Source organism: Variovorax sp. GW460-12-1-14-LB1 (genome assembly GCF_059423605.1).
This window is the reverse complement of the sequence record NZ_JBWKYF010000074.1, coordinates 5,142-23,143: the sequence shown is the minus strand read 5'-3', so window position 1 is coordinate 23,143 and position 18,002 is coordinate 5,142. Positions and strand designations below refer to the sequence as shown.

The following is an 18,002-nucleotide window of genomic DNA, read 5'->3' as shown; positions in this document are numbered from 1 at the left end:
GATGACGAGCAACACCCACGCCGTTCCCCCCGGCTCGCAGGCCTCGGCGCCTCCCGGTCCCTGGCGCGAGTTCTGGACCGCCTTCTCGGCGAACCGGGGCGCGGTCATCGGCCTCGTCACCATCGTGGTGCTGCTGCTGGTGGCGCTGTTCGCACCGTGGATCGCGCCGCATGCACCGAACGAAACCAACGCCGCCGCTTTCCTCAAGCCGCCGGCCTGGCAGGAAGGCGGCTCGTGGACCTACCTGCTGGGAACGGATGCCATCGGGCGCGACATCCTGTCGCGGCTCATGCACGGCGCGCGGCTGTCGCTGTCGATCGGCGTCGCGGTGGTGGCGTTGTCGGTGGTGGTGGGCGTGGTGCTCGGGCTCGTCGCCGGATTCTTTCGCGGCGCGCTGGAGATCGCGATCATGCGGATGATGGACATCATCCTCACGATGCCCAGCCTGCTGATGGCCATCGTGATCGTCGCGATCCTCGGGCCGGGGCTCGTCAACGCCATGCTCGCGGTGGCCATCGTGGTGCTGCCGCACTACGTGCGCATCACGCGCGCCACGGTCATCGCCGAGGTTTCGCGCGACTACGTGACCGCGGCGCGCGTGAGCGGCGCCAGCACGCTGCGCCTGATGTTCCGCGAGGTGCTGCCCAACTGTTCGGCGCCGCTGATCGTGCAGGCTTCGCTGGGCGTCTCGACCGCCATCCTCGATGCGGCGGCGCTCGGCTTCATCGGCCTGGGCGCACAGCCGCCGTCGCCCGAATGGGGAACGATGCTGGCCGACGCGCGCGAGTTCGTGCTGCGCGCCTGGTGGGTCGTGACCTTCCCGGGCCTCGCCATCCTTGCGGCCGTGCTGGCCTTCAACCTGCTGGGCGACGGGCTGCGCGATGCGCTCGACCCGAAGCTCAAGCGCTGACGCAAAGGAGAGAACAGATGCCTTTGCTTGAAATCAAAGATCTGCACGTCGAGTTCCCCACGCAGGGCGGCGTGCTGCACGCCGTCGACGGCGTGAGCCTCACGCTCGAAGAGGGCGAGGTGCTCGGCATCGTCGGTGAATCGGGCTCGGGCAAGAGCGTCACGATGATGGCGCTCATGGGCCTCGTCGGCTTCCCGGGCCGCGTGCGCGCGGACCACATGCGCTTTGCGGGCAAGGACTTGCTCGGCATCTCCGACAAGGCGCGCCGCACGCTGGTCGGCAAGGAGGTCGCGATGATCTTCCAGGAGCCGACCACCAGCCTCAACCCCTGCTTCACCATCGGCTTCCAGCTGATGGAAACGTTGCGCCTGCACCTGAAGCTCGACAAGCGCGAAGCGAAGAAGCGCGCGACCGAGCTGCTGGAGCAGGTGGGCATTCCCGCTGCATCGTCGCGCCTGGGCAGCTACCCGCACCAGCTCTCGGGCGGCATGAACCAACGCGTGATGATCGCGATGGCCATCGCCTGCAACCCGCGCCTGCTGATTGCCGACGAGCCGACCACCGCGCTCGACGTGACCATCCAGGCGCAGATCCTCGACCTGCTGCGCGACCTGCAGAAGGAGCGCGGCATGGCGCTCGTGCTCATCACGCACAACATGGGCGTGGTCAGCGAGATGGCGCAGCGCATCGCCGTGATGTACGCGGGGCAGGTGATGGAGCACCAGCGCGTCGACCGCCTCTTCGCATCGCCGCAGCATCCCTACACCGAGGCGCTGCTCGCGGCGCTGCCCGAGCGCGCCGCGCCCGAGGGGCGGCTCGCCACCATCAGCGGCGTGGTGCCCGGCGTGCACGACCGGCCCGCGGGCTGCCTGTTCGCGCCACGCTGCGGCTACGTCACCGAGCGCGCCTGCCAGGTGCGCCCGGCGCTGCGTGCGTGGCAGGGCGCCGAGGTGCGCTGCCACTTTCCGCTCGGCGAGCCGGGGCGCGCAGATGCCATCGCGCAAGACCCGCCGCGCGCCGCGATTGCGGAGGTGCTGCCATGAGCGACGCATCGCCGGAGATCGTGGTCGAGGCGCGCAACCTGCAGCGCACCTACGCCGTGCGGCGCGGGCTGTTCCGCGCGCCGGCGCAGCTGCGCGCCGTGGGCGACATCTCGTTCCGCCTCGAACGCGGGCGCACGCTCGCGGTGGTGGGCGAATCGGGCTGCGGCAAGTCGACGCTCGCGCGCATGGTCGCGCTGATCGAGAAACCCACCGCCGGGCAACTGACGCTGATCGGTGCCGATGCCGTGAGCCCGCCGCATGAACGCAGGCGCGAGCTGCGCCAGGCGGTGCAGCTGGTGTTCCAGAACCCGTATGGCTCGCTCAACCCGCGCAAGAAGATTTCGGCGGTGCTCGAAGACCCGCTGGCCATCAACACCTCGTTGAGCAAGCCGGAGCGCGCCGAGAAAGCACGCGAGATGCTGGCCCGCGTCGGCCTGCGCCCCGAGTACGCCAACCGCTACCCGCACATGTTCTCGGGCGGCCAGCGCCAGCGCATCGCCATCGCGCGCGCGCTCATGCTGTCGCCGCGCCTCCTGGTGGCCGACGAGCCGGTGTCGGCGCTCGACGTGTCGATCCAGGCGCAGGTGCTGAACCTGCTGGCGGACCTGCAGGCCGAGTTGGGCCTGGCCTACCTCTTCATCTCGCACGACCTGGGCGTGGTGCGCCACATCGCGCACGACGTGCTCGTGATGTACCTGGGCCATGCGGTGGAGCAGGGCCCCAAGTCGCGCATCTTCGCGCGGCCGCTGCATCCCTACACGCAGGCGCTGCTGGCCTCGACGCCGGGCCTGAGCAGCCAGCGCATCGTGCTCAAGGGCGAGCTGCCGTCGCCGCTGGACCCGCCTTCGGGCTGCGTCTTCAGCACGCGCTGCCCGCACGTGCAGCCGCGCTGCCGCGAGGAGCGCCCCGCGCTGCGCGCGCTCGACGAGCGGCTGGTGGCCTGCCACTACGCCGAGCAGTTTCTCGATGGCGCGCCTGCCGTGCGCGCCGATGGTCCCGTGCTCGCCGCGTCCTGAAGAAGAGTGGAGTGGCGATTTTTTCAACCCTGTCTCGAGGAGTCCCCATGACGACCCAGTCCTCCGTTTCGCGCCGCTCACAAAAGCTGGCGCTCCTGGCACCGGCAGCGCTCACGGCCCTTACCCTGGCCTGCGGCGCCGTGTCAGCCAAGACGTTGGTGTACTGCTCCGAAGGAAGCCCGGAAAACTTCTATCCGGGCATGAACACCACCGGCACGTCCTTCGACGTGACCACGCAGGTCTACAACACCATCGTCGAGTTCGAGCGCGGCGGCACCAAGGTGATGCCGGGCCTGGCCGAAAAATGGGACATCTCGGCCGACGGCACCGTGTACACCTTCCACTTGCGCAAGGGCGTGAAGTGGCACACCACGAGCAAGAGCTTCAAGCCCACGCGCGACTTCAACGCCGACGACTTCATCTTCATGCTCGAGCGCCAGTGGAAGGAGAGCGACCCCTTCTTCAAGGTCACGAGCCAGAACCACTCCTACTTCAACGACATGGGCATGCCCAAGCTCTTGAAGTCGGTGGACCGCATCGACGACCACACGGTAAAGATCACGCTCAACCAGGCCGAGGCGCCGTTCCTGGCCAACCTGGCGATGCAGTACGCGGGCATCCAGTCGAAGGAATACGCCATCGCGATGCTGAAGGCCGGCACGCCCGAGAAGGTCGACCAGGACCCGGTCGGCACCGGCCCGTTCTACCTCGTGCAGTACCAGAAGGACGCGATCATCCGCTTCAAGGCCTTTCCGCAGTACTGGGGCGGCAAGGCCAAGATCGACGACCTCGTGTTCGCGATCACCCCCGATGCCTCGGTGCGCTGGGCCAAGCTGCAAAAGGGCGAGTGCCATGTCATGCCGTACCCGAACCCGGCCGACCTCGACGCGATCCGCAAGGACCCGAACGTGCAGGTGCTGGAGCAGCCGGGCCTGAACGTGGGCTACCTCTCGTACAACACGACGAAGAAGCCCTTCGACGACGTGCGCGTGCGCAAGGCCATCAACATGGCGATCAACAAGAAGGCCATCATCGACGGCGTGTACCTCACGACCGGCGTGGCGGCGAAGAACCCGATCCCGCCCACGCTGTGGTCCTACAACGATGCCGTGAAGGACGACCCGTACGACCCCGAAGCCGCCAAGAAGCTGCTGGCGCAGGCCGGCTTCCCCGACGGCTTCAGCACTGACCTGTGGGCCATGCCGGTGCAGCGCCCGTACAACCCGAACGCCAAGCGCATCGCCGAGCTGATGCAGGCCGACCTGGCCAAGATCAACGTCAAGGCCGAGATCAAGAGCTTCGAGTGGGGCGAGTACCGCAAGCGCCTGCAGGCCGGCGAGCACCAGATGGGCATGCTGGGCTGGACCGGCGACAACGGCGACCCGGACAACTTCATGTACACCCTGCTGGGCTGCGCCTCGGCCAAGTCGGCCAGCGGCAGCAACATCTCGAAGTTCTGCTACCAACCCTACGAAGACCTCGTGGTGAAGGCCAAGAGCGCGACCAAGCAGTCCGAGCGCGACGCGCTCTACAAGAAGGCGCAGGTCATCTTCAAGGAGCAGGCGCCGTGGTTCACCATCGCGCACGCGGTGCAGCTGAAGCCGGTGCGCAAGGAAGTGGTCGACTTCAAGCTGAGCCCCTTCGGTCGCCATACGTTCTACGGCGTGGATATCAAGTAAACCCCCAGGCTTCGCGCACTTCGTGTCGCTACGCCAACCCCCTTGCAGGGGGCAACACCTGCGGCCCGGCAAAGCCGGTTCCGCGGTGTTCCTGGAATAGAGAAAGTCTTGTTTTGAGTTCTGTTGTGTTGTCCACGCCCATCGCCATCGTCGCGGCCATGCACGAGGAGCTCAGTGCGCTCCTCGCGCGCATGCCCGACGAGCAGCGCGTGCGCGTGGCCGGCCGCGACTTCTGGGTCGGCCACCTGCAGGGCCAACCCGTGGTCGCGGTGCTGTCGCGCATCGGCAAGGTCGCGGCGGCGGTCACCGCCACGGTGCTGCTCGAGCGCTTCGGCGTGCGGGCGATCGTGTTCACGGGCGTGGCGGGCGGGTTGGCGCCGGGCGTGAACGTCGGCGACGTGGTTGTGGCGACCGAGCTGCTGCAGCACGACATGGACGCCTCGCCGATCTTTCCGAAGTACGAGGTGCCGCTGATGGGGCGTTCGCGTTTCGCGGCCGATGCGGCCATCGGCGATGCGCTGGCGGCGGTGGCCGAAGGCACGCTGCGCGATCCGGTGAGCCTGGTGGGGCAGAAGGCGGTCGATGAGTTCCATCTGCGGTCGCCGAAGGTGCATCGCGGCCTGCTGATCAGTGGCGACCGCTTCGTGTCGACCACCGCGGAATGTGGGGCCCTGCAGCGTTCGCTGCCCGACGCACTCGCCGTCGAGATGGAAGGCGCTGCGATGGCGCAGGCGTGCCACGACTACGGCGTGCCCTTCGCGGCGCTGCGGACCATCTCGGACCGCGCCGACGATGCCGCGCATGGCGACTTCACGCGCTTCGTGGCCGAGGTGGCGAGCCGCTACAGCCTCGCGCTCGTCGACGCATGGCTCGCCTCCCTGCCGCGCGACGCGGCCTGAAGAACCTGCCTACGGTGCGAGCCGGCGCAGCTGCGGCAGGTCGCGCAGCAGCGGCGGGATCGACAGCGCCAGCAGCAGCGCGGCCAGTGGCACGACGCAGATGAAGCCCACGTGCTTGAAGCCCAGCGCACCCACGGCGCCGCCGAGCACGAACATGGCGACCAGCCCGCCGCAGCGGCGCAGCCGGCTGCGGTCGTGGCGCACCGGCAGCGGCGTGGACGGCGCGCGCCGGTTCCAGTAGAGCATCTTGCCCAGCTCGATCCCCACGTCGGTGATGTTGCCGGTCATGTGGGTGGTGCGTGTGCTGCCGCCCGAGGTCTTCGACGCCACGGCGTTCTGCAGGCCCATGATGAACGACAGCAGCAGCACCGTGAGCGGCACCGCGAACGGCGTGGCCCAAGTCAGCGTGATGGCGCCGGCGAGCCCGAAGGGGAACATCAGCGCGGCCTCCAGCAGCAGCGGCAGCGCATACACGCCATGCAGCCGGTGCTGCCGCGCCCAGTTCACCAGCACCGCGCAGACCGCGGCGCCGCTCACGAACGCCAGGATCGCACCCAGCGCGTTCAGCAGCAGCGTGAGGTTGCCCAGCACCATGCCGTCCGCCAGCTGCGAGGCGAAGCCGGTCATGTGCGAGGTGTACATGTGCAGCACGAGGAAGCCGCCCGCATTGATGGCGCCGGCGTTGAAGGCCAGCAGCAGTCCGAGCGCGGTGTTCGTCGACGGCGCGCGGTGGCGGTTGGTGAGGAAACGAAGTCTGCGCACGGGGGGCTCTCCAGGTCAGCTGCCTGCCGGCAGCCACTCTAGCACCCAGTACAGCGACTACTTGAGCCAGCCGCGCCGGCGGAAGTACCACATCGGCACCAGCGCGCTGGCGGCCATCAGCGCGATGGCGTAGGGGTAGCCCATGGCCCAGTCGAGCTCGGGCATGAACTTGAAGTTCATGCCGTAGATGCTCGCGATCAGCGTGGGCGGCAGCAGCGCGACGCTGGCCACCGAGAAGATCTTGATGGTCTTGTTCTGGTTGATGTTGATGAAACCGACGGTCGCATCCATCAGGAAGTTGATCTTGTCGAACAGGAAGGCCGTGTGGTTGTCCAGCGACTCGATGTCGCGCAGGATCTGGCGCGCCTCTTCGAACTGCTCGGCGTTGAGCATCTTGCTGCGCATCATGAAGCTCACGGCGCGGCGCGTGTCCATCACGTTGCGGCGGATGCGGCCGTTCAAGTCTTCCTGCCGCGCGATGGCGCCGAGCACCTCGCCGGCCAGCTCGTCGCTGACGTTGCCCGACAGCACCTTCTTGCCCGCCACCTCGAGCTCGTCGTAGATGTTCTCCAGCGTGTCGGCCGAGTATTCGGCGTCGGCGTCGAAGAGCTTGAGCATCACTTCCTTGGCGTCTTCGATCAGCCCCGGTGCGCGGCGTGCGCGCATGCGCAGCAGGCGGAACACGGGCACGTCTTCGTCGTGGATCGAGAACAGCACGCCGCGGCTGCGCAGGTCGGTGTTGTGCTGGTTCAGGATGAAGGCGACGCGCACCGTGCGCGGGTCTTCGTCGTCGTCGATCAAGAAGTCGGAGCGGATGTGCAGCTCGCCGTTGTCTTCCTCGTAGAAGCGCGCCGACTCCTCGATGTCCTCGTCCATCGCGTCTTCGGGAATCGAGAGGCCGTAGTACTGCTTGATCCAGCGCTTTTCCTCGAGCGTGGGTGACTCGAGGTCGACCCAGATCGGCTGGAACTTGGAGAGCTCTTCGAGCGACTCGATCTCTTCCTGGACGAGGCGGCCGTTGGCGAGCGTAAAGATGTTGAGCATGGGCTCACTCCCGGGGGTGACTGAACGATGGGCGAGGGCGGGGCGCTTTCAATTCCCGCGGACCCGGCGTCAGTACATCACGCGCAGCGTCGCCAGGGAGTTGAAAGCTGCCGAGACGGGGCGGTTTCCAAGGGGAGTCTCCGGTTGCAGCGAGGCGCGATTATGTCACCGGCCACAGGGCGACAAGGCACTCGAACTGGACGGACATACAGTAAAGTCGTGCCCATGCAGACCCCTGCGTCCCCCGTTCTTTCCACCCCGCCGAAGACGCAAGCCGAGCGCCTGGCCGCGGCGCTTGCCGCGCTCAACGACGACCAGCGCGCGGCAGTCGAGCACGGCGTGGGCGCGGCGGTCGGCGCCGACCACCGGCCGCTGCTCGTGATCGCCGGTGCCGGCTCGGGCAAGACCAGCACGCTGGCGCACCGCGTGGCGCACCTGATCGCGGACGGGGTCGATCCGCAGCGCCTGCTGCTGCTCACCTTCTCGCGCCGCGCCGCGCAGGAAATGGAGCGCCGCGCAGGCCAGGTGCTGGCGCGCGTGCTGGGCCTGAAGTCGGAGCGCCCGCCGGCGCTGCCGTGGGCCGGCACCTTCCACGGCATCGGCGCGCGGCTGCTGCGCGAGTACGCCGCGCAGATCGGGTTGGACGAGAACTTCACCATCCACGACCGCGGCGACGCCGAAGACCTCATGGGGCTGGTGCGGCACGAGCTGGGCCTGTCGTCCACGGTCAACCGCTTTCCGCGCAAGGGCACCTGCCTGTCGATCTACTCGCGCTGCGTGAACACGCGCGCGCCGCTGGCCGCCGTGCTGAAGGACAGCTTTCCCTGGTGCGCCGAGTGGGAGGCCCAGCTCAAGACGCTGTTCGGCGCCTACGTCGAGGCCAAGCAGCAGCAGAACGTGCTCGACTACGACGACCTGCTGCTCTACTGGGCCGAGATGGTCGCCGAGCCCGCGCTGGCCGCGCACGTCGGCGCGCGCTTCGACCACGTGCTGGTCGACGAGTACCAGGACACCAACCTGCTGCAGGCCGAGATCCTGCGCGCGATGAAGCCCGACGGGCGCGGCGTGACGGTGGTGGGCGACGACGCGCAGTCGATCTATTCGTTCCGCGGCGCCACGGTGCGCAACATCCTCGACTTTCCCTCGCAGTTCTCACAAGAGGCGCGCGTCGTCACGCTGGAGCGCAACTACCGCTCGACGCAGCCGATCCTCGACGTGTCGAACCGCGTCATCGCGCAGGCCGCCGAACGGCATGCCAAGACGCTGTGGACCGACAAGCCCTCGGCGGGCAAGCCGGTGCTGGTGCTCGTGCCCGACGAGGCCGGGCAGGCGCGCTGGGTGGCCGACAAGATCCTGGCGCACCGCGAAGGCGGGCTGGCGCTGAAGTCGCAGGCGGTGCTGTTTCGCACCTCGTCGCACAGCGCGGCGCTCGAGCTGGAGCTGGCGCGGCGCAACATCCCGTTCGTGAAGTTCGGCGGGCTCAAGTTCCTCGAGGCCTCGCACGTGAAGGACCTGCTCGCGGTGCTGCGTTTCGCGCAGAACCCGCGTGGGCGCATGGCGGGCTTCCGGGTCACGCAGCTCATTCCGGGCGTGGGCCCGGCCACCGGCACGCGCCTGCTCGACGCGATGGACCAGGCGGCCGACCCGGCCGCGGCCGTGCGGGACTTCGTGCCGCCCTCCGCAGCGCGCGAACAGTGGGCCGACTTCGCCCAGGCCTATGCCGCCTTGCGCGCGCCGTCGCTGCAGTGGCCGGCCGACGTGGAGGTGGCCATGCAGTGGTACCAGCCGCACCTGGAGCGGCTGTACGAAGACACCTCGGGCGTGCGGCGCGCCGACGTCGAGCAACTGGCGCGGCTGGCGGCCGGCTATGGCTCGCGCGAACGCTTCCTCACCGAACTCACGCTCGACCCGCCCGAGGCGACCAGCGACCGGCCCGGCCCGCCCTCGCTCGACGAGGACTACCTGATCCTGTCGACCATCCATTCGGCCAAGGGTCAGGAGTGGAATTCGGTGCATGTGATCAACGTGGTCGACGGCTGCATGCCGGCCGACGTGGCGCAGGGCGCGCACGAGCTGGAAGAAGAACGGCGCCTGCTCTACGTGGCGATGACGCGGGCCCGCGACCACCTGCACCTGGTGATGCCGCAGCGCTTCCACATCACGCAGCAGGCGGCACGCGGCGACCGGCACCTGTACGCCAACCGCACCCGCTTCATCACGGAGGCCGACCTCGCGGGCTTCGAGCTGCAGACCTGGCCGCCGCCACCGGTGCTGCCGCCCGCCGTGCCGCCGCCGGCCGCGGTGATCGACCTGCGCAACCGCATGCGCGCCGCCTGGCGCTGAACGGGCCGGCCCTGCGGGCGGGAGGGTCACTGCGCGCGGCGCGTGGAAACACTTGCTTCCAATGTGCCGCAAGGGCATGCCACTGCACGGGGGCAGCTATGGAATCAATAGCGGATTAGGGCATGCAATACACCGGCCCGTCACTCGGGCAAGCCCCGGTATTGCAATACCGTGACAGCTTGGGCATAGTGAATCCGACCGCCCCCTTTCTCACCTCTCTCTTCCTCTTCTCCCGTTCTCCCCCAAACCTGTTTCGCCGGCCACGCTTCATCCCGGAGCGCGGTCATTTCCCCAACCGTCAATTCTCAGGAGGTCATTCATGAATTTGACGATCAGCGGTCATCACCTCGACGTCACACCTGCCTTGCGCACCTACGTCACGAGCAAGCTGGACCGGATCACGCGACATTTCGACCAGGTGGTCGATGTCAAGGTGATCCTCACGGTGGAAAAGCAGAAGGAAAAGGAACGCCGCCAAAGGGCGGAGTGCAACATTCACGTCAAGGGCAATGACATGTTCGCGGAATCGAGCCACGCTGATCTGTACGCCGCGGTTGATGAGCTGGTCGACAAGCTCGACCGCCAGGTGGTCCGCCACAAGGATCGCCTGCAGGACCACCATCACGTGGCGCCCAAGCGCGTGATGTAAACGCCGGGCCCCGCGCCCCGCATCCCAGGCCGCCTTCGGGCGGCCTTTTGTTTGTCCGACCACATTGGTGGGGCTTTGCAAGGCCCCCAGAGGAAGCGACGCCTCTCGGCAACACATGTAGACGAAAGTAATTAGAGGGACTGGGGGTTTTTACCGATGAGGTGCATAATCGCCCCCGCTCTGACCCCACCATGAATCGCCTCGCGTCCATCCTGCCGCCCGCTCAAGTGCTCGTGAGCGTTGACGCCACCAGCAAGAAACGTGCTTTCGAAGAAGCGGGTCTTCTGTTCGAAAGCCTTCACGGCCTGGGACGTGCCCTCATCACCGACAGCCTGTTCGCGCGCGAGCGCCTCGGCTCCACCGGTCTGGGCCACGGCGTCGCCATTCCCCATGGCCGCATCAAGGGCCTCAAGGCGCCGATGGCCGCCGTGTTCCAGCTGGCGAACCCCATCGGCTTCGACGCTCCCGACGAGCAGCCCGTGGCGCTGCTGATCTTCCTGCTGGTGCCCGAAGCGGCCACGCAGAAGCACCTCGAAATCCTGTCTGAAATTGCCGAGCTGCTGAGCGACGCCGGCCTGCGCGAGCAGATCAAGTCCAGCACCGATGCCGCCGCGCTGCACGGCCTCATCGCCGGCTGGCAATCGACCCAGGTCGCCTGAGCGCACGCGCCGGGCGGGCCGCTGCTGATAAGCTGCGGCGACGCTTTTCTCTCCCTCCATCCTGACCAGAATGCCGGCGTCCCGCGCCGGCCGCCGCACGCATGAAGCCGACCGTCATCAGCGCCGATGCCATGTTCGAGGAGTTCCGCGGGTCGCTCCGCTGGGAATGGCTCGCGGGGCTGGGCGCCTCGGAGCGCCAGTTCGACCCCGACGTCATCAGCCGCGCGCAGTCGGCCGCCGACCTGGTCGGGTATCTGAACTACATCCACCCGTACCGCGTGCAGATCCTGGGCGCGCGCGAGGTGGCCTACCTCACGCGCGGCAGCAAGGAAGACTGCGTACGCCGCATCGGGCGCATCGTCACGCTGGAGCCGCCGATGCTGGTGCTGGCCGACGGCCAGGCCGCGCCCGACGAGCTGCTGTCGATCTGCGAGCGCGCCCAGCTGCCGCTGTTTGCCACGCGCGAGTCGTCGGCCTTCGTGATCGACCTGCTGCGCGCCTACCTGTCCAAGCACTTTGCCGAGCGCACCTCGATGCACGGCGTGTTCATGGACATCCTGGGCATGGGCGTGATGATCACGGGCGAGTCGGGCCTCGGTAAAAGCGAGCTTGGCCTGGAGCTGATCTCGCGCGGCAACGGCCTGGTGGCCGACGACGCGGTCGACCTGTACCGCATCAACCAGAACACCATCGAGGGCCGCTGCCCCGACCTGCTGCTGAACCTGCTGGAGGTGCGCGGCATCGGCCTCCTGGACATCCGCGCGATCTTCGGCGAGACGGCGGTGCGCCGGAAGATGCGGCTGAAGCTCATCGTGCACCTCGTGCGGCGCGACAGCTTCGAGCGCGACTACGAGCGCATGCCTTCGGCGCCGCTCACGCAGGACGTGCTGGGCATCCCGGTGCGCAAGGTCATCATCCAGGTGGTGGCCGGGCGCAACATCGCCGTGCTGGTGGAGGCTGCGGTGCGCAACTCGATCCTGCAGCTGCGCGGCATCGACACCTATGCCGACTTCGTGGCCCGCCACCACAAGGCGATGGAAAGCGGGCGCGACCCGGACTGAGACAGGCAAGAAAAAAGCCCTTCGAAATGAAGGGCTGCTTTCTGCTTTCGCGGGGGGGGGGCCGGCGTCAGCGCTTCTTGACGCAGTCGCCGCACAGGCCGTACAGCGACATGGCGTGGTCCTGCAGGACCCAGCCCTTGTCCTTGGCGATCATCTGCTGGCGCCGTTCGATCTCGGCGTCGTAGAACTCCTCGACCTTGCCGCACGAGGTGCAGACCAGGTGGTCGTGGTGCGTGCCTTCGTTCAGTTCGTAGACCGCCTTGCCGCTTTCGAAGTGGCTGCGCTCCAGGATGCCGGCCTGCTCGAACTGCGTGAGCACGCGGTACACGGTGGCCAGGCCGATGTCGGAGTGTTCGTTGAGCAGCACGCGGAAGACGTCTTCCGCCGTCATGTGCCGCTGGCTGCCGGTCTGGAAGATCTCGAGGATCTTCAGTCGCGGCAAGGTGGCCTTGAGGCCGGTGTTCTTGAGTTCGTCGATGTTGGCCATGATGGTTCCTGCGCCCTGGGCTGAGGCCGGGCCTTCAGGCTCGGCCGCTACAATGTTCGATCATATCGCTACCCCCTCTTCTCCCATGCCTGCCATCCTCCAACGCCGGCCCTGGTTGCTGGTTGCTGCCATTGCGGCGACGCTCGCCCTCGGTGCCTGCAGCGGTTTCAGCGAACGCACGCGTGGCGCGCTGTCTGCCGTCACCCCCTACAAAGTCGAAGTGGTGCAGGGCAATTTCGTGTCGAAGGAACAAGTCGCGGCACTCAAGCCCGGCATGTCGCGCCAGCAGGTGCGCGAGATCCTCGGCACCTCGCTGCTGAACGACGTCTTCCACGCCAACCGCTGGGACTACGTCTTCACGATCCGCCGCCAGGGCGTCGATCCGCAGGAGCGCCGCCTGACCGTGTTCTTCAACGGCGAACTCATGGACCGCTTCGAGGGCGACGAAATGCCCAGCGAAGAAGAATTCGTCGCCACGCTCGACACCCGCCGCAAGAGCGGCAAGGTGCCGCAGCTCGAGGCCACCGAAGAAGAGCTCAAGAAATTCGCGCCCAAGGCCGACAAGAAAGCCGACACCACCGGCACCCCGGCAGCCCCCATGCCCGCGCTGCCGGCCGCCTACCCCCCGCTCGAAGCCGCGCGCTGAGCGTGCGCGGCACGGGCTCCGGCGGCGGCCACCCCTCCTGCGGGCGGTGCCCGCCGGACCGGTGGGGCGGCTTTCGTCGGTGTCCATGGCTCCCGTAGGGACTTTTCAACGACCGAATCCCCGTGACTGAACCGACCACCACCCCCACTTCCGATTCTTCTTCCTCCGCTCCCGCGCTGCGCCGGGTGGCGATCGCCGGCGCCTCGGGCCGCATGGGTCACATGTTGATCGAAGCCGTGCGCAACGCGCCCGACTGCCGCCTGGCCGGCGCGCTCGACATCGCAGGCAGCGCCGCCCTCGGCGCCGATGCCGCGGCCTTCCTGGGCTTCACCAGCGGCGTGCCCATCGTGGCCGACCTGCGCACCGGCCTGCAGGACGCCCAGGTGATGATCGACTTCACCCGCCCCGAAGGCACGATGGCGCACCTGGCCGTGTGCCGCGAGCTGGGCGTGCAGGCCGTGATCGGCACCACCGGCTTCAGCGACGCGCAGAAGGCCGAGATCGCCGAGATCGCCAAAGACATCGCCATCATGTTGGCGCCCAACATGAGCGTGGGCGTCAACGTCACGCTCAAGCTGCTCGACATGGCCGCCCGCGCGATGGCCACCGGCTACGACATCGAGATCGTCGAGGCCCACCACCGCTTCAAGGTCGACGCGCCCTCGGGCACCGCGCTCAAGATGGGCGAGGTGATCGCCGACGCGCTGGGCCGCGACCTCAAGGACTGCGCCGTGTACGGCCGCGAAGGCATCACGGGCGAGCGCGACCCGTCGACCATCGGCTTCGCCACCATCCGCGGGGGCGACATCGTGGGCGACCACACCGTGCTGTTCGCGGGCATCGGCGAGCGCATCGAGATCTCCCACAAGTCGTCCAGCCGCGTGACCTACGCGCAGGGCGCGCTGCGTGCGGTGCGCTTCCTGAGCGGCCAGCGCAGCGGCCTGTTCGACATGTTCGACGTACTCGGCCTGCGTTAAGCCAGGCGCACAAAACCAAGGACGCGGATGAGCGTGCTCGAACTGCTGACCCACGGTGACGGCGTCAGCCGTTCGGTGGCCGCGCTGCTGCTCGCGATGTCGATCGCCAGCTGGGTCGTGATCCTCTGGAAAGCCTGGCTGCTGCGCGGCGGCACGCGCGACGTGCTGCGCAGCATCGCGGCGTTCTGGCAGTCGGCCACCCTGGTCGAGGCCGAGCAGAAGCTGCAAGCCTTCGACCGCGCCGAACTCGTGCGCCCCGCCGTGGCCGCGCTGCGCCAGGCCGCCACCGAAGCCCCCGGCGGCACGCTGGGCGCCACGGTCGATCGCAACCAGCGCCTCACGCGCGTGCTGCGCGGTGCGCTGCACGGCGCGCTGCGGCGCCTGCAGGCGGGGCAGATCCTGCTGGCCACCGTGGGCGCCACCGCGCCCTTCGTCGGTCTGCTCGGCACCGTCTGGGGCATCTACGGCGCCCTGGCGGGCATCGCGGGCCAGACCGGTGGCTTCACCATCGACAAGGTGGCCGGGCCGGTCGGCGAGGCGCTCGTCATGACGGCCTTCGGCCTCGCCGTCGCCATTCCGGCCGTGCTGGCCTACAACGTGTTCGGCCGTGTGGTGGGCCGCGTCGAGGCCGAACTCGAAGGCTTCGCGCACGACCTGCTCGGCAGCTTCGGCGAAGCGCCGGCACCCGCCGCACCGCCGCCCGCGCGGCCGATGCCCGTTTAAGGCGCAGCACGCACCATGGCCTTCGGACGCACCTCACTGGGCAGCAGCGCCGCAGGCGGCGGACGGGCCATGGGCGCGGGCGGGCAGCGTCCGCTGTCCGACATCAACGTCACGCCGCTGGTCGACGTGATGCTGGTGCTGCTGGTGATCTTCATCATCACTGCGCCGCTGATGGCCAGCTCGATCAAGCTCGACCTGCCGCAGACCGACGCGGGCCAGCCCAACGACACGCCGAAGTTCGTGAGCCTGTCGGTCGATGCGTCGGGCAAGGTCTTCCTGAACGACAAGCCCGTGACCGATGAAGAGCTGACCGCCCAGCTCGAAAAAGCCGCCGCCGACAGCAAGGACACCGAGGTGCAGTTGCGCGCCGACCAGACCGTGCCCTACGGCAAGGTGGTGGCGCTCATGGGCATCGCGAACAAGGCCGGGTTGAGCCGCATCGGCTTTGTCACCGAGGCCGAGGCGGCCCCCGCCAAACCGCGCTGAGCTTGCGGGCCCGGCCCGCCCGCCTCAGCCGAGCATCACTGGCTTCGTATGCCAGATCTCATGCGCGTACTCCGCGATCGTCCGGTCCGACGAAAACGCCCCCATCCCCGCCACATTGAGGATCGCCATGCGTGTCCACGCCTCCGTGTCGCGGTACAGCGCATCGACCTCGGCCTGCTTTGCGACATAGCTCGCGTAGTCGGCCAGCAGCAGGTAATGGTCGCCCCAGTTCACGAGCGCGTCGTAGATGCCCTGGTAGCGCGCGGGCTCGCCCGGTGAGAACGCGCCGTCGCGAATGGCATCGAGCACGCGCTTGAGTTCGGCGTTCTCCTCGTAGATCTCGCGCGGCTGGTAGCCGCGGGCGCGGATGTCGGCCACCTCGGGCGTGGTGTGGCCGAAGATGAAGATGTTCTCGGGGCCGACGTTCTCGCGCATCTCGACGTTGGCGCCGTCGAGCGTGCCGATGGTGAGCGCGCCGTTGAGCGCGAACTTCATGTTGCCGGTGCCTGACGCTTCCGTGCCCGCGGTGGAAATCTGCTCCGACAGGTCGGCCGCCGGCATGATGATCTCGGCCAGGCTCACGCTGTAGTTCGGCAGGAACACCACCTTCAGCAGCTTGCCCACGCGCGCGTCGGCGTTCACGGTGGCCGCCACGTCGTTGATGAGACGGATCACCTGCTTGGCCATCGCATAGGCCGAGGCCGCCTTGCCGGCGAACACGACCACGCGCGGCACGATGTCGGCCGGCGTGCCGCTGGCCTGCGCATCGAGGATGCGGTGATACCGCGCGATCACGTGCAGCACGTTGAGCAGCTGCCGCTTGTACTCGTGGATGCGCTTGACCTGCACGTCGAACATCGCGTCGGTGTCCAGGTCGAGCTTCAGGTGCTCGCCGACCCAGTTGGCCAGCCGCAGCTTGTTCTCGCGCTTGGCATGGCGAAAGGCGCGCACGAAGGCGGGCTGCGCGACCATCGGGCGCAACGCTTCGAGCTGCGACAGGTCGCGCCGCCAGCCCTTGCCGATGCGCTGGTCGAGCAGCGCGGCCAGCGGCGGGTTGGCCTGCGCGAGCCAGCGGCGCGGCGTGACGCCGTTGGTCTTGTTGTTGAAGCGCTCGGGAAAGATCTTCGCGAAGTCGGCAAAGATCGACTGCTTCATCAGCTCCGAGTGCAACCCCGACACGCCGTTCACCGAATGGCTCGCGAGCACCGCCACGTAGGCCATGCGCACGCGGCGCTCGCCGGTCTCGTCGATCAGCGAGAGGCGGCGCACCAGCTCGACGTCCTGGCCGTGCGTCTGCGTCACGGCGGCCAGGAACTTCGCGTTGATGTCGTACAGGATCTGCAGGTGGCGCGGCAGGATGCGCCCGAGCATCTCGACCGGCCAGGTTTCCAGGGCCTCGTGCATCAGCGTGTGGTTGGTGTAGCTGAACACCTTCTGCGTGTGGCCCCAGGCCACGTCCCACGCCAGGCCGTGCTCGTCGAGCAGCAGGCGCATGAGCTCGGGCACGGCCAGCACCGGGTGCGTGTCGTTCAGGTGGATGCTGACCTTCTCGGACAGCTGGTCGAAGCTCGTGTGGTTGCGCAGGTAGCGCCGCAGCAAATCCTGCACGCTGGCGCTGCAGAAGAAGTACTCCTGGTGCAGCCGCAGTTCGCGGCCCGAGGGCGTGGAGTCGTCGGGGTAGAGCACGCGCGAGACGTTCTCGGAGTGGTTCTTGCTCTCCACCGCCGCCATGTAGTTGCCGCGGTTGAAGGCCGACAGGTCGATCTCCTCGGTGGCGCGCGCCGACCACAGGCGCAAGGTGTTGGTGGCCTGCGTGCCGTAGCCGGGAATGATGGTGTCGTAGGCCACGGCCAGCACGTCGTGCGTGTCGACCCAGTCGGCCGCGCCGTAGGGCGCGTTCTTGCCTTCGCGCTTTTGCACGTGGCCGCCGAAGCGCACGCGGTAGTTCACCTCGGGCCGCTGGAACTCCCACGGGTTGCCGCGCGTGAGCCAGTAGTCGGGCGTTTCGACCTGCTGGCCGTCGACGATGCGCTGGCGGAACATGCCGTACTCGTAGCGGATGCCGTAGCCCATGCCGGGCACGCCGAGCGTGGCCATCGAATCGAGAAAGCAGGCCGCGAGCCGCCCGAGGCCGCCGTTGCCGAGCGCCGCATCGGGCTCGCGCTCGGCCAGCGCCGCCATGTCGACGCCGAAGTCGGCCAGCGCCTCGCGCACGGTGCCGTACAGGTCGACGGCGAGCAGCGCGTTGGTGAAGGTGCGTCCGATGAGGAACTCCATCGAGAGGTAATACACGCGCTTGAGGTCCTGCGCGTAGTTGGCGCGCGTGGTCGTCATCCAGCGCTCGACGAGCTGGTCGCGCACGGCCAGCGCGGTGGCGTGCAGCCAGTCGTCTTGGCTGGCGGCCACGGGGTCCTTGCCGACGGCGTAGATCAGCTTGTTGGCCACCGCGCGCTTGAAGGCGGCAACGTCGCGGTCGGGGTGGTCGTAGGCGAAGTCCTTGATCGTCATGAGGGCGTTCCCGGAGTGGGTGGTGGGGTGTGGGGCGGGGGCTCAGGCCAACGCCCGTTGGTACACATCGATGTACTGTGCGGCTGCCGTGCCCCAGTCGGCCGGGGGGC

The 18,002-nt window shown here is 68.0% G+C and carries 17 protein-coding genes; 13 read left to right on the top strand and 4 right to left on the bottom strand.

Going from position 1 to position 18,002, the window contains the following annotated elements; genetic code table 11:
• Position 1 precedes the first annotated feature (1 nt).
• The 5 genes from AC07Y4_RS27285 to AC07Y4_RS27265 all read left to right on the top strand — a co-directional run bounded on the left by AC07Y4_RS27285 (position 2) and on the right by AC07Y4_RS27265 (position 5,547).
• Positions 2-910 carry an ABC transporter permease subunit gene (locus AC07Y4_RS27285; RefSeq protein WP_095949747.1) on the top strand — a complete coding sequence of 303 codons (909 nt, stop codon included), beginning with the start codon at positions 2-4 and terminating at the stop codon, positions 908-910.
• Between the two features lie 17 nt (positions 911-927).
• Complete coding sequence (locus AC07Y4_RS27280) at positions 928-1,953, top strand: ABC transporter ATP-binding protein (RefSeq protein WP_487848777.1); 1,026 nt, start codon at positions 928-930, stop codon at positions 1,951-1,953.
• On the top strand, positions 1,950-2,969 hold the full coding sequence (locus AC07Y4_RS27275) for a peptide ABC transporter ATP-binding protein (RefSeq protein ID WP_487848776.1): 1,020 nt from the start codon (positions 1,950-1,952) through the stop codon (positions 2,967-2,969). The genes AC07Y4_RS27280 and AC07Y4_RS27275 overlap by 4 nt, the downstream gene beginning before the upstream one ends.
• 47 nt (positions 2,970-3,016) lie before the next feature.
• Positions 3,017-4,648, top strand: coding sequence for an ABC transporter substrate-binding protein (locus AC07Y4_RS27270; RefSeq protein WP_095743302.1), 1,632 nt, complete (start codon positions 3,017-3,019; stop codon positions 4,646-4,648).
• Positions 4,649-4,776: 128 nt separating this feature from the next.
• Positions 4,777-5,547, top strand: coding sequence for a 5'-methylthioadenosine/adenosylhomocysteine nucleosidase (locus tag AC07Y4_RS27265; RefSeq protein ID WP_487848775.1), 771 nt, complete (start codon positions 4,777-4,779; stop codon positions 5,545-5,547).
• 9 nt (positions 5,548-5,556) lie between these two features.
• On the opposite strand, the gene AC07Y4_RS27260 is transcribed toward AC07Y4_RS27265, so the two are convergent.
• The gene (locus AC07Y4_RS27260) at positions 5,557-6,309 is read right to left on the bottom strand and encodes a YoaK family protein (RefSeq protein ID WP_062481040.1); all 753 of its coding nucleotides are present in this window, start codon (positions 6,307-6,309) and stop codon (positions 5,557-5,559) included.
• Positions 6,310-6,366: 57 nt separating this feature from the next.
• Entirely contained in the window at positions 6,367-7,353 is a 987-nt protein-coding gene (gene corA, locus AC07Y4_RS27255) for a magnesium/cobalt transporter CorA (protein WP_056584267.1), read from the bottom strand.
• Between the two features lie 225 nt (positions 7,354-7,578).
• Here corA and AC07Y4_RS27250 point away from each other — a divergent pair, with 225 nt between their 5' ends.
• From AC07Y4_RS27250 to hprK, 4 genes are all read left to right on the top strand, one after another.
• The gene (locus tag AC07Y4_RS27250) at positions 7,579-9,696 is read left to right on the top strand and encodes an ATP-dependent helicase (protein WP_487848774.1); all 2,118 of its coding nucleotides are present in this window, start codon (positions 7,579-7,581) and stop codon (positions 9,694-9,696) included.
• A gap of 319 nt (positions 9,697-10,015) precedes the next feature.
• A complete protein-coding gene (hpf, locus tag AC07Y4_RS27245; protein ID WP_013538898.1) occupies positions 10,016-10,345 on the top strand; it encodes a ribosome hibernation-promoting factor, HPF/YfiA family in 330 nt (109 codons plus the stop codon).
• Between the two features lie 191 nt (positions 10,346-10,536).
• Positions 10,537-11,004: a PTS sugar transporter subunit IIA gene (locus AC07Y4_RS27240; RefSeq protein ID WP_042581318.1), complete on the top strand. Its 468-nt coding sequence runs from the start codon at positions 10,537-10,539 to the stop codon at positions 11,002-11,004.
• A gap of 101 nt (positions 11,005-11,105) precedes the next feature.
• Entirely contained in the window at positions 11,106-12,065 is a 960-nt protein-coding gene (hprK, locus tag AC07Y4_RS27235; RefSeq protein WP_062481041.1) for an HPr(Ser) kinase/phosphatase, read from the top strand.
• Positions 12,066-12,132: 67 nt separating this feature from the next.
• Here hprK and fur read toward each other — a convergent pair whose 3' ends face one another.
• Positions 12,133-12,552, bottom strand: a complete 420-nt coding sequence (fur, locus tag AC07Y4_RS27230; RefSeq protein WP_062481042.1) for a ferric iron uptake transcriptional regulator — start codon at positions 12,550-12,552, stop codon at positions 12,133-12,135.
• A gap of 85 nt (positions 12,553-12,637) precedes the next feature.
• Between fur and AC07Y4_RS27225 the strand changes: the two genes are divergently transcribed.
• From AC07Y4_RS27225 to AC07Y4_RS27210, 4 genes are all read left to right on the top strand, one after another.
• Positions 12,638-13,198, top strand: a complete 561-nt coding sequence (locus AC07Y4_RS27225; RefSeq protein ID WP_062481043.1) for an outer membrane protein assembly factor BamE — start codon at positions 12,638-12,640, stop codon at positions 13,196-13,198.
• 176 nt (positions 13,199-13,374) lie between these two features.
• The gene (gene dapB, locus AC07Y4_RS27220) at positions 13,375-14,175 is read left to right on the top strand and encodes a 4-hydroxy-tetrahydrodipicolinate reductase (protein ID WP_487848910.1); all 801 of its coding nucleotides are present in this window, start codon (positions 13,375-13,377) and stop codon (positions 14,173-14,175) included.
• Positions 14,176-14,202: 27 nt separating this feature from the next.
• Positions 14,203-14,898, top strand: coding sequence for a MotA/TolQ/ExbB proton channel family protein (locus AC07Y4_RS27215; protein WP_095743304.1), 696 nt, complete (start codon positions 14,203-14,205; stop codon positions 14,896-14,898).
• Between the two features lie 15 nt (positions 14,899-14,913).
• Positions 14,914-15,384 carry an ExbD/TolR family protein gene (locus tag AC07Y4_RS27210; RefSeq protein ID WP_099794719.1) on the top strand — a complete coding sequence of 157 codons (471 nt, stop codon included), beginning with the start codon at positions 14,914-14,916 and terminating at the stop codon, positions 15,382-15,384.
• Between the two features lie 24 nt (positions 15,385-15,408).
• Here AC07Y4_RS27210 and AC07Y4_RS27205 read toward each other — a convergent pair whose 3' ends face one another.
• The gene (locus AC07Y4_RS27205; protein WP_487848773.1) at positions 15,409-17,892 is read right to left on the bottom strand and encodes a glycogen/starch/alpha-glucan phosphorylase; all 2,484 of its coding nucleotides are present in this window, start codon (positions 17,890-17,892) and stop codon (positions 15,409-15,411) included.
• Positions 17,893-18,002: the final 110 nt, after the last annotated feature.

What these genes read in the sequence shown, in the direction of transcription:
- hpf (WP_013538898.1), top strand. Translation starts at nt 10,016, where the DNA reads ATGAATTTGACGATCAGCGGTCATCACCTCGACGTCACACCTGCCTTG.
- AC07Y4_RS27250 (WP_487848774.1), top strand. Translation starts at nt 7,579, where the DNA reads ATGCAGACCCCTGCGTCCCCCGTTCTTTCCACCCCGCCGAAGACGCAA.
- fur (WP_062481042.1), bottom strand. Translation starts at nt 12,552, where the DNA reads ATGGCCAACATCGACGAACTCAAGAACACCGGCCTCAAGGCCACCTTG.
- AC07Y4_RS27210 (WP_099794719.1), top strand. Translation starts at nt 14,914, where the DNA reads ATGGCCTTCGGACGCACCTCACTGGGCAGCAGCGCCGCAGGCGGCGGA.
- AC07Y4_RS27270 (WP_095743302.1), top strand. Translation starts at nt 3,017, where the DNA reads ATGACGACCCAGTCCTCCGTTTCGCGCCGCTCACAAAAGCTGGCGCTC.
- AC07Y4_RS27280 (WP_487848777.1), top strand. Translation starts at nt 928, where the DNA reads ATGCCTTTGCTTGAAATCAAAGATCTGCACGTCGAGTTCCCCACGCAG.
- hprK (WP_062481041.1), top strand. Translation starts at nt 11,106, where the DNA reads ATGAAGCCGACCGTCATCAGCGCCGATGCCATGTTCGAGGAGTTCCGC.
- AC07Y4_RS27285 (WP_095949747.1), top strand. Translation starts at nt 2, where the DNA reads ATGACGAGCAACACCCACGCCGTTCCCCCCGGCTCGCAGGCCTCGGCG.
- corA (WP_056584267.1), bottom strand. Translation starts at nt 7,353, where the DNA reads ATGCTCAACATCTTTACGCTCGCCAACGGCCGCCTCGTCCAGGAAGAG.
- AC07Y4_RS27215 (WP_095743304.1), top strand. Translation starts at nt 14,203, where the DNA reads ATGAGCGTGCTCGAACTGCTGACCCACGGTGACGGCGTCAGCCGTTCG.
- AC07Y4_RS27225 (WP_062481043.1), top strand. Translation starts at nt 12,638, where the DNA reads ATGCCTGCCATCCTCCAACGCCGGCCCTGGTTGCTGGTTGCTGCCATT.
- AC07Y4_RS27240 (WP_042581318.1), top strand. Translation starts at nt 10,537, where the DNA reads ATGAATCGCCTCGCGTCCATCCTGCCGCCCGCTCAAGTGCTCGTGAGC.
- AC07Y4_RS27205 (WP_487848773.1), bottom strand. Translation starts at nt 17,892, where the DNA reads ATGACGATCAAGGACTTCGCCTACGACCACCCCGACCGCGACGTTGCC.
- AC07Y4_RS27275 (WP_487848776.1), top strand. Translation starts at nt 1,950, where the DNA reads ATGAGCGACGCATCGCCGGAGATCGTGGTCGAGGCGCGCAACCTGCAG.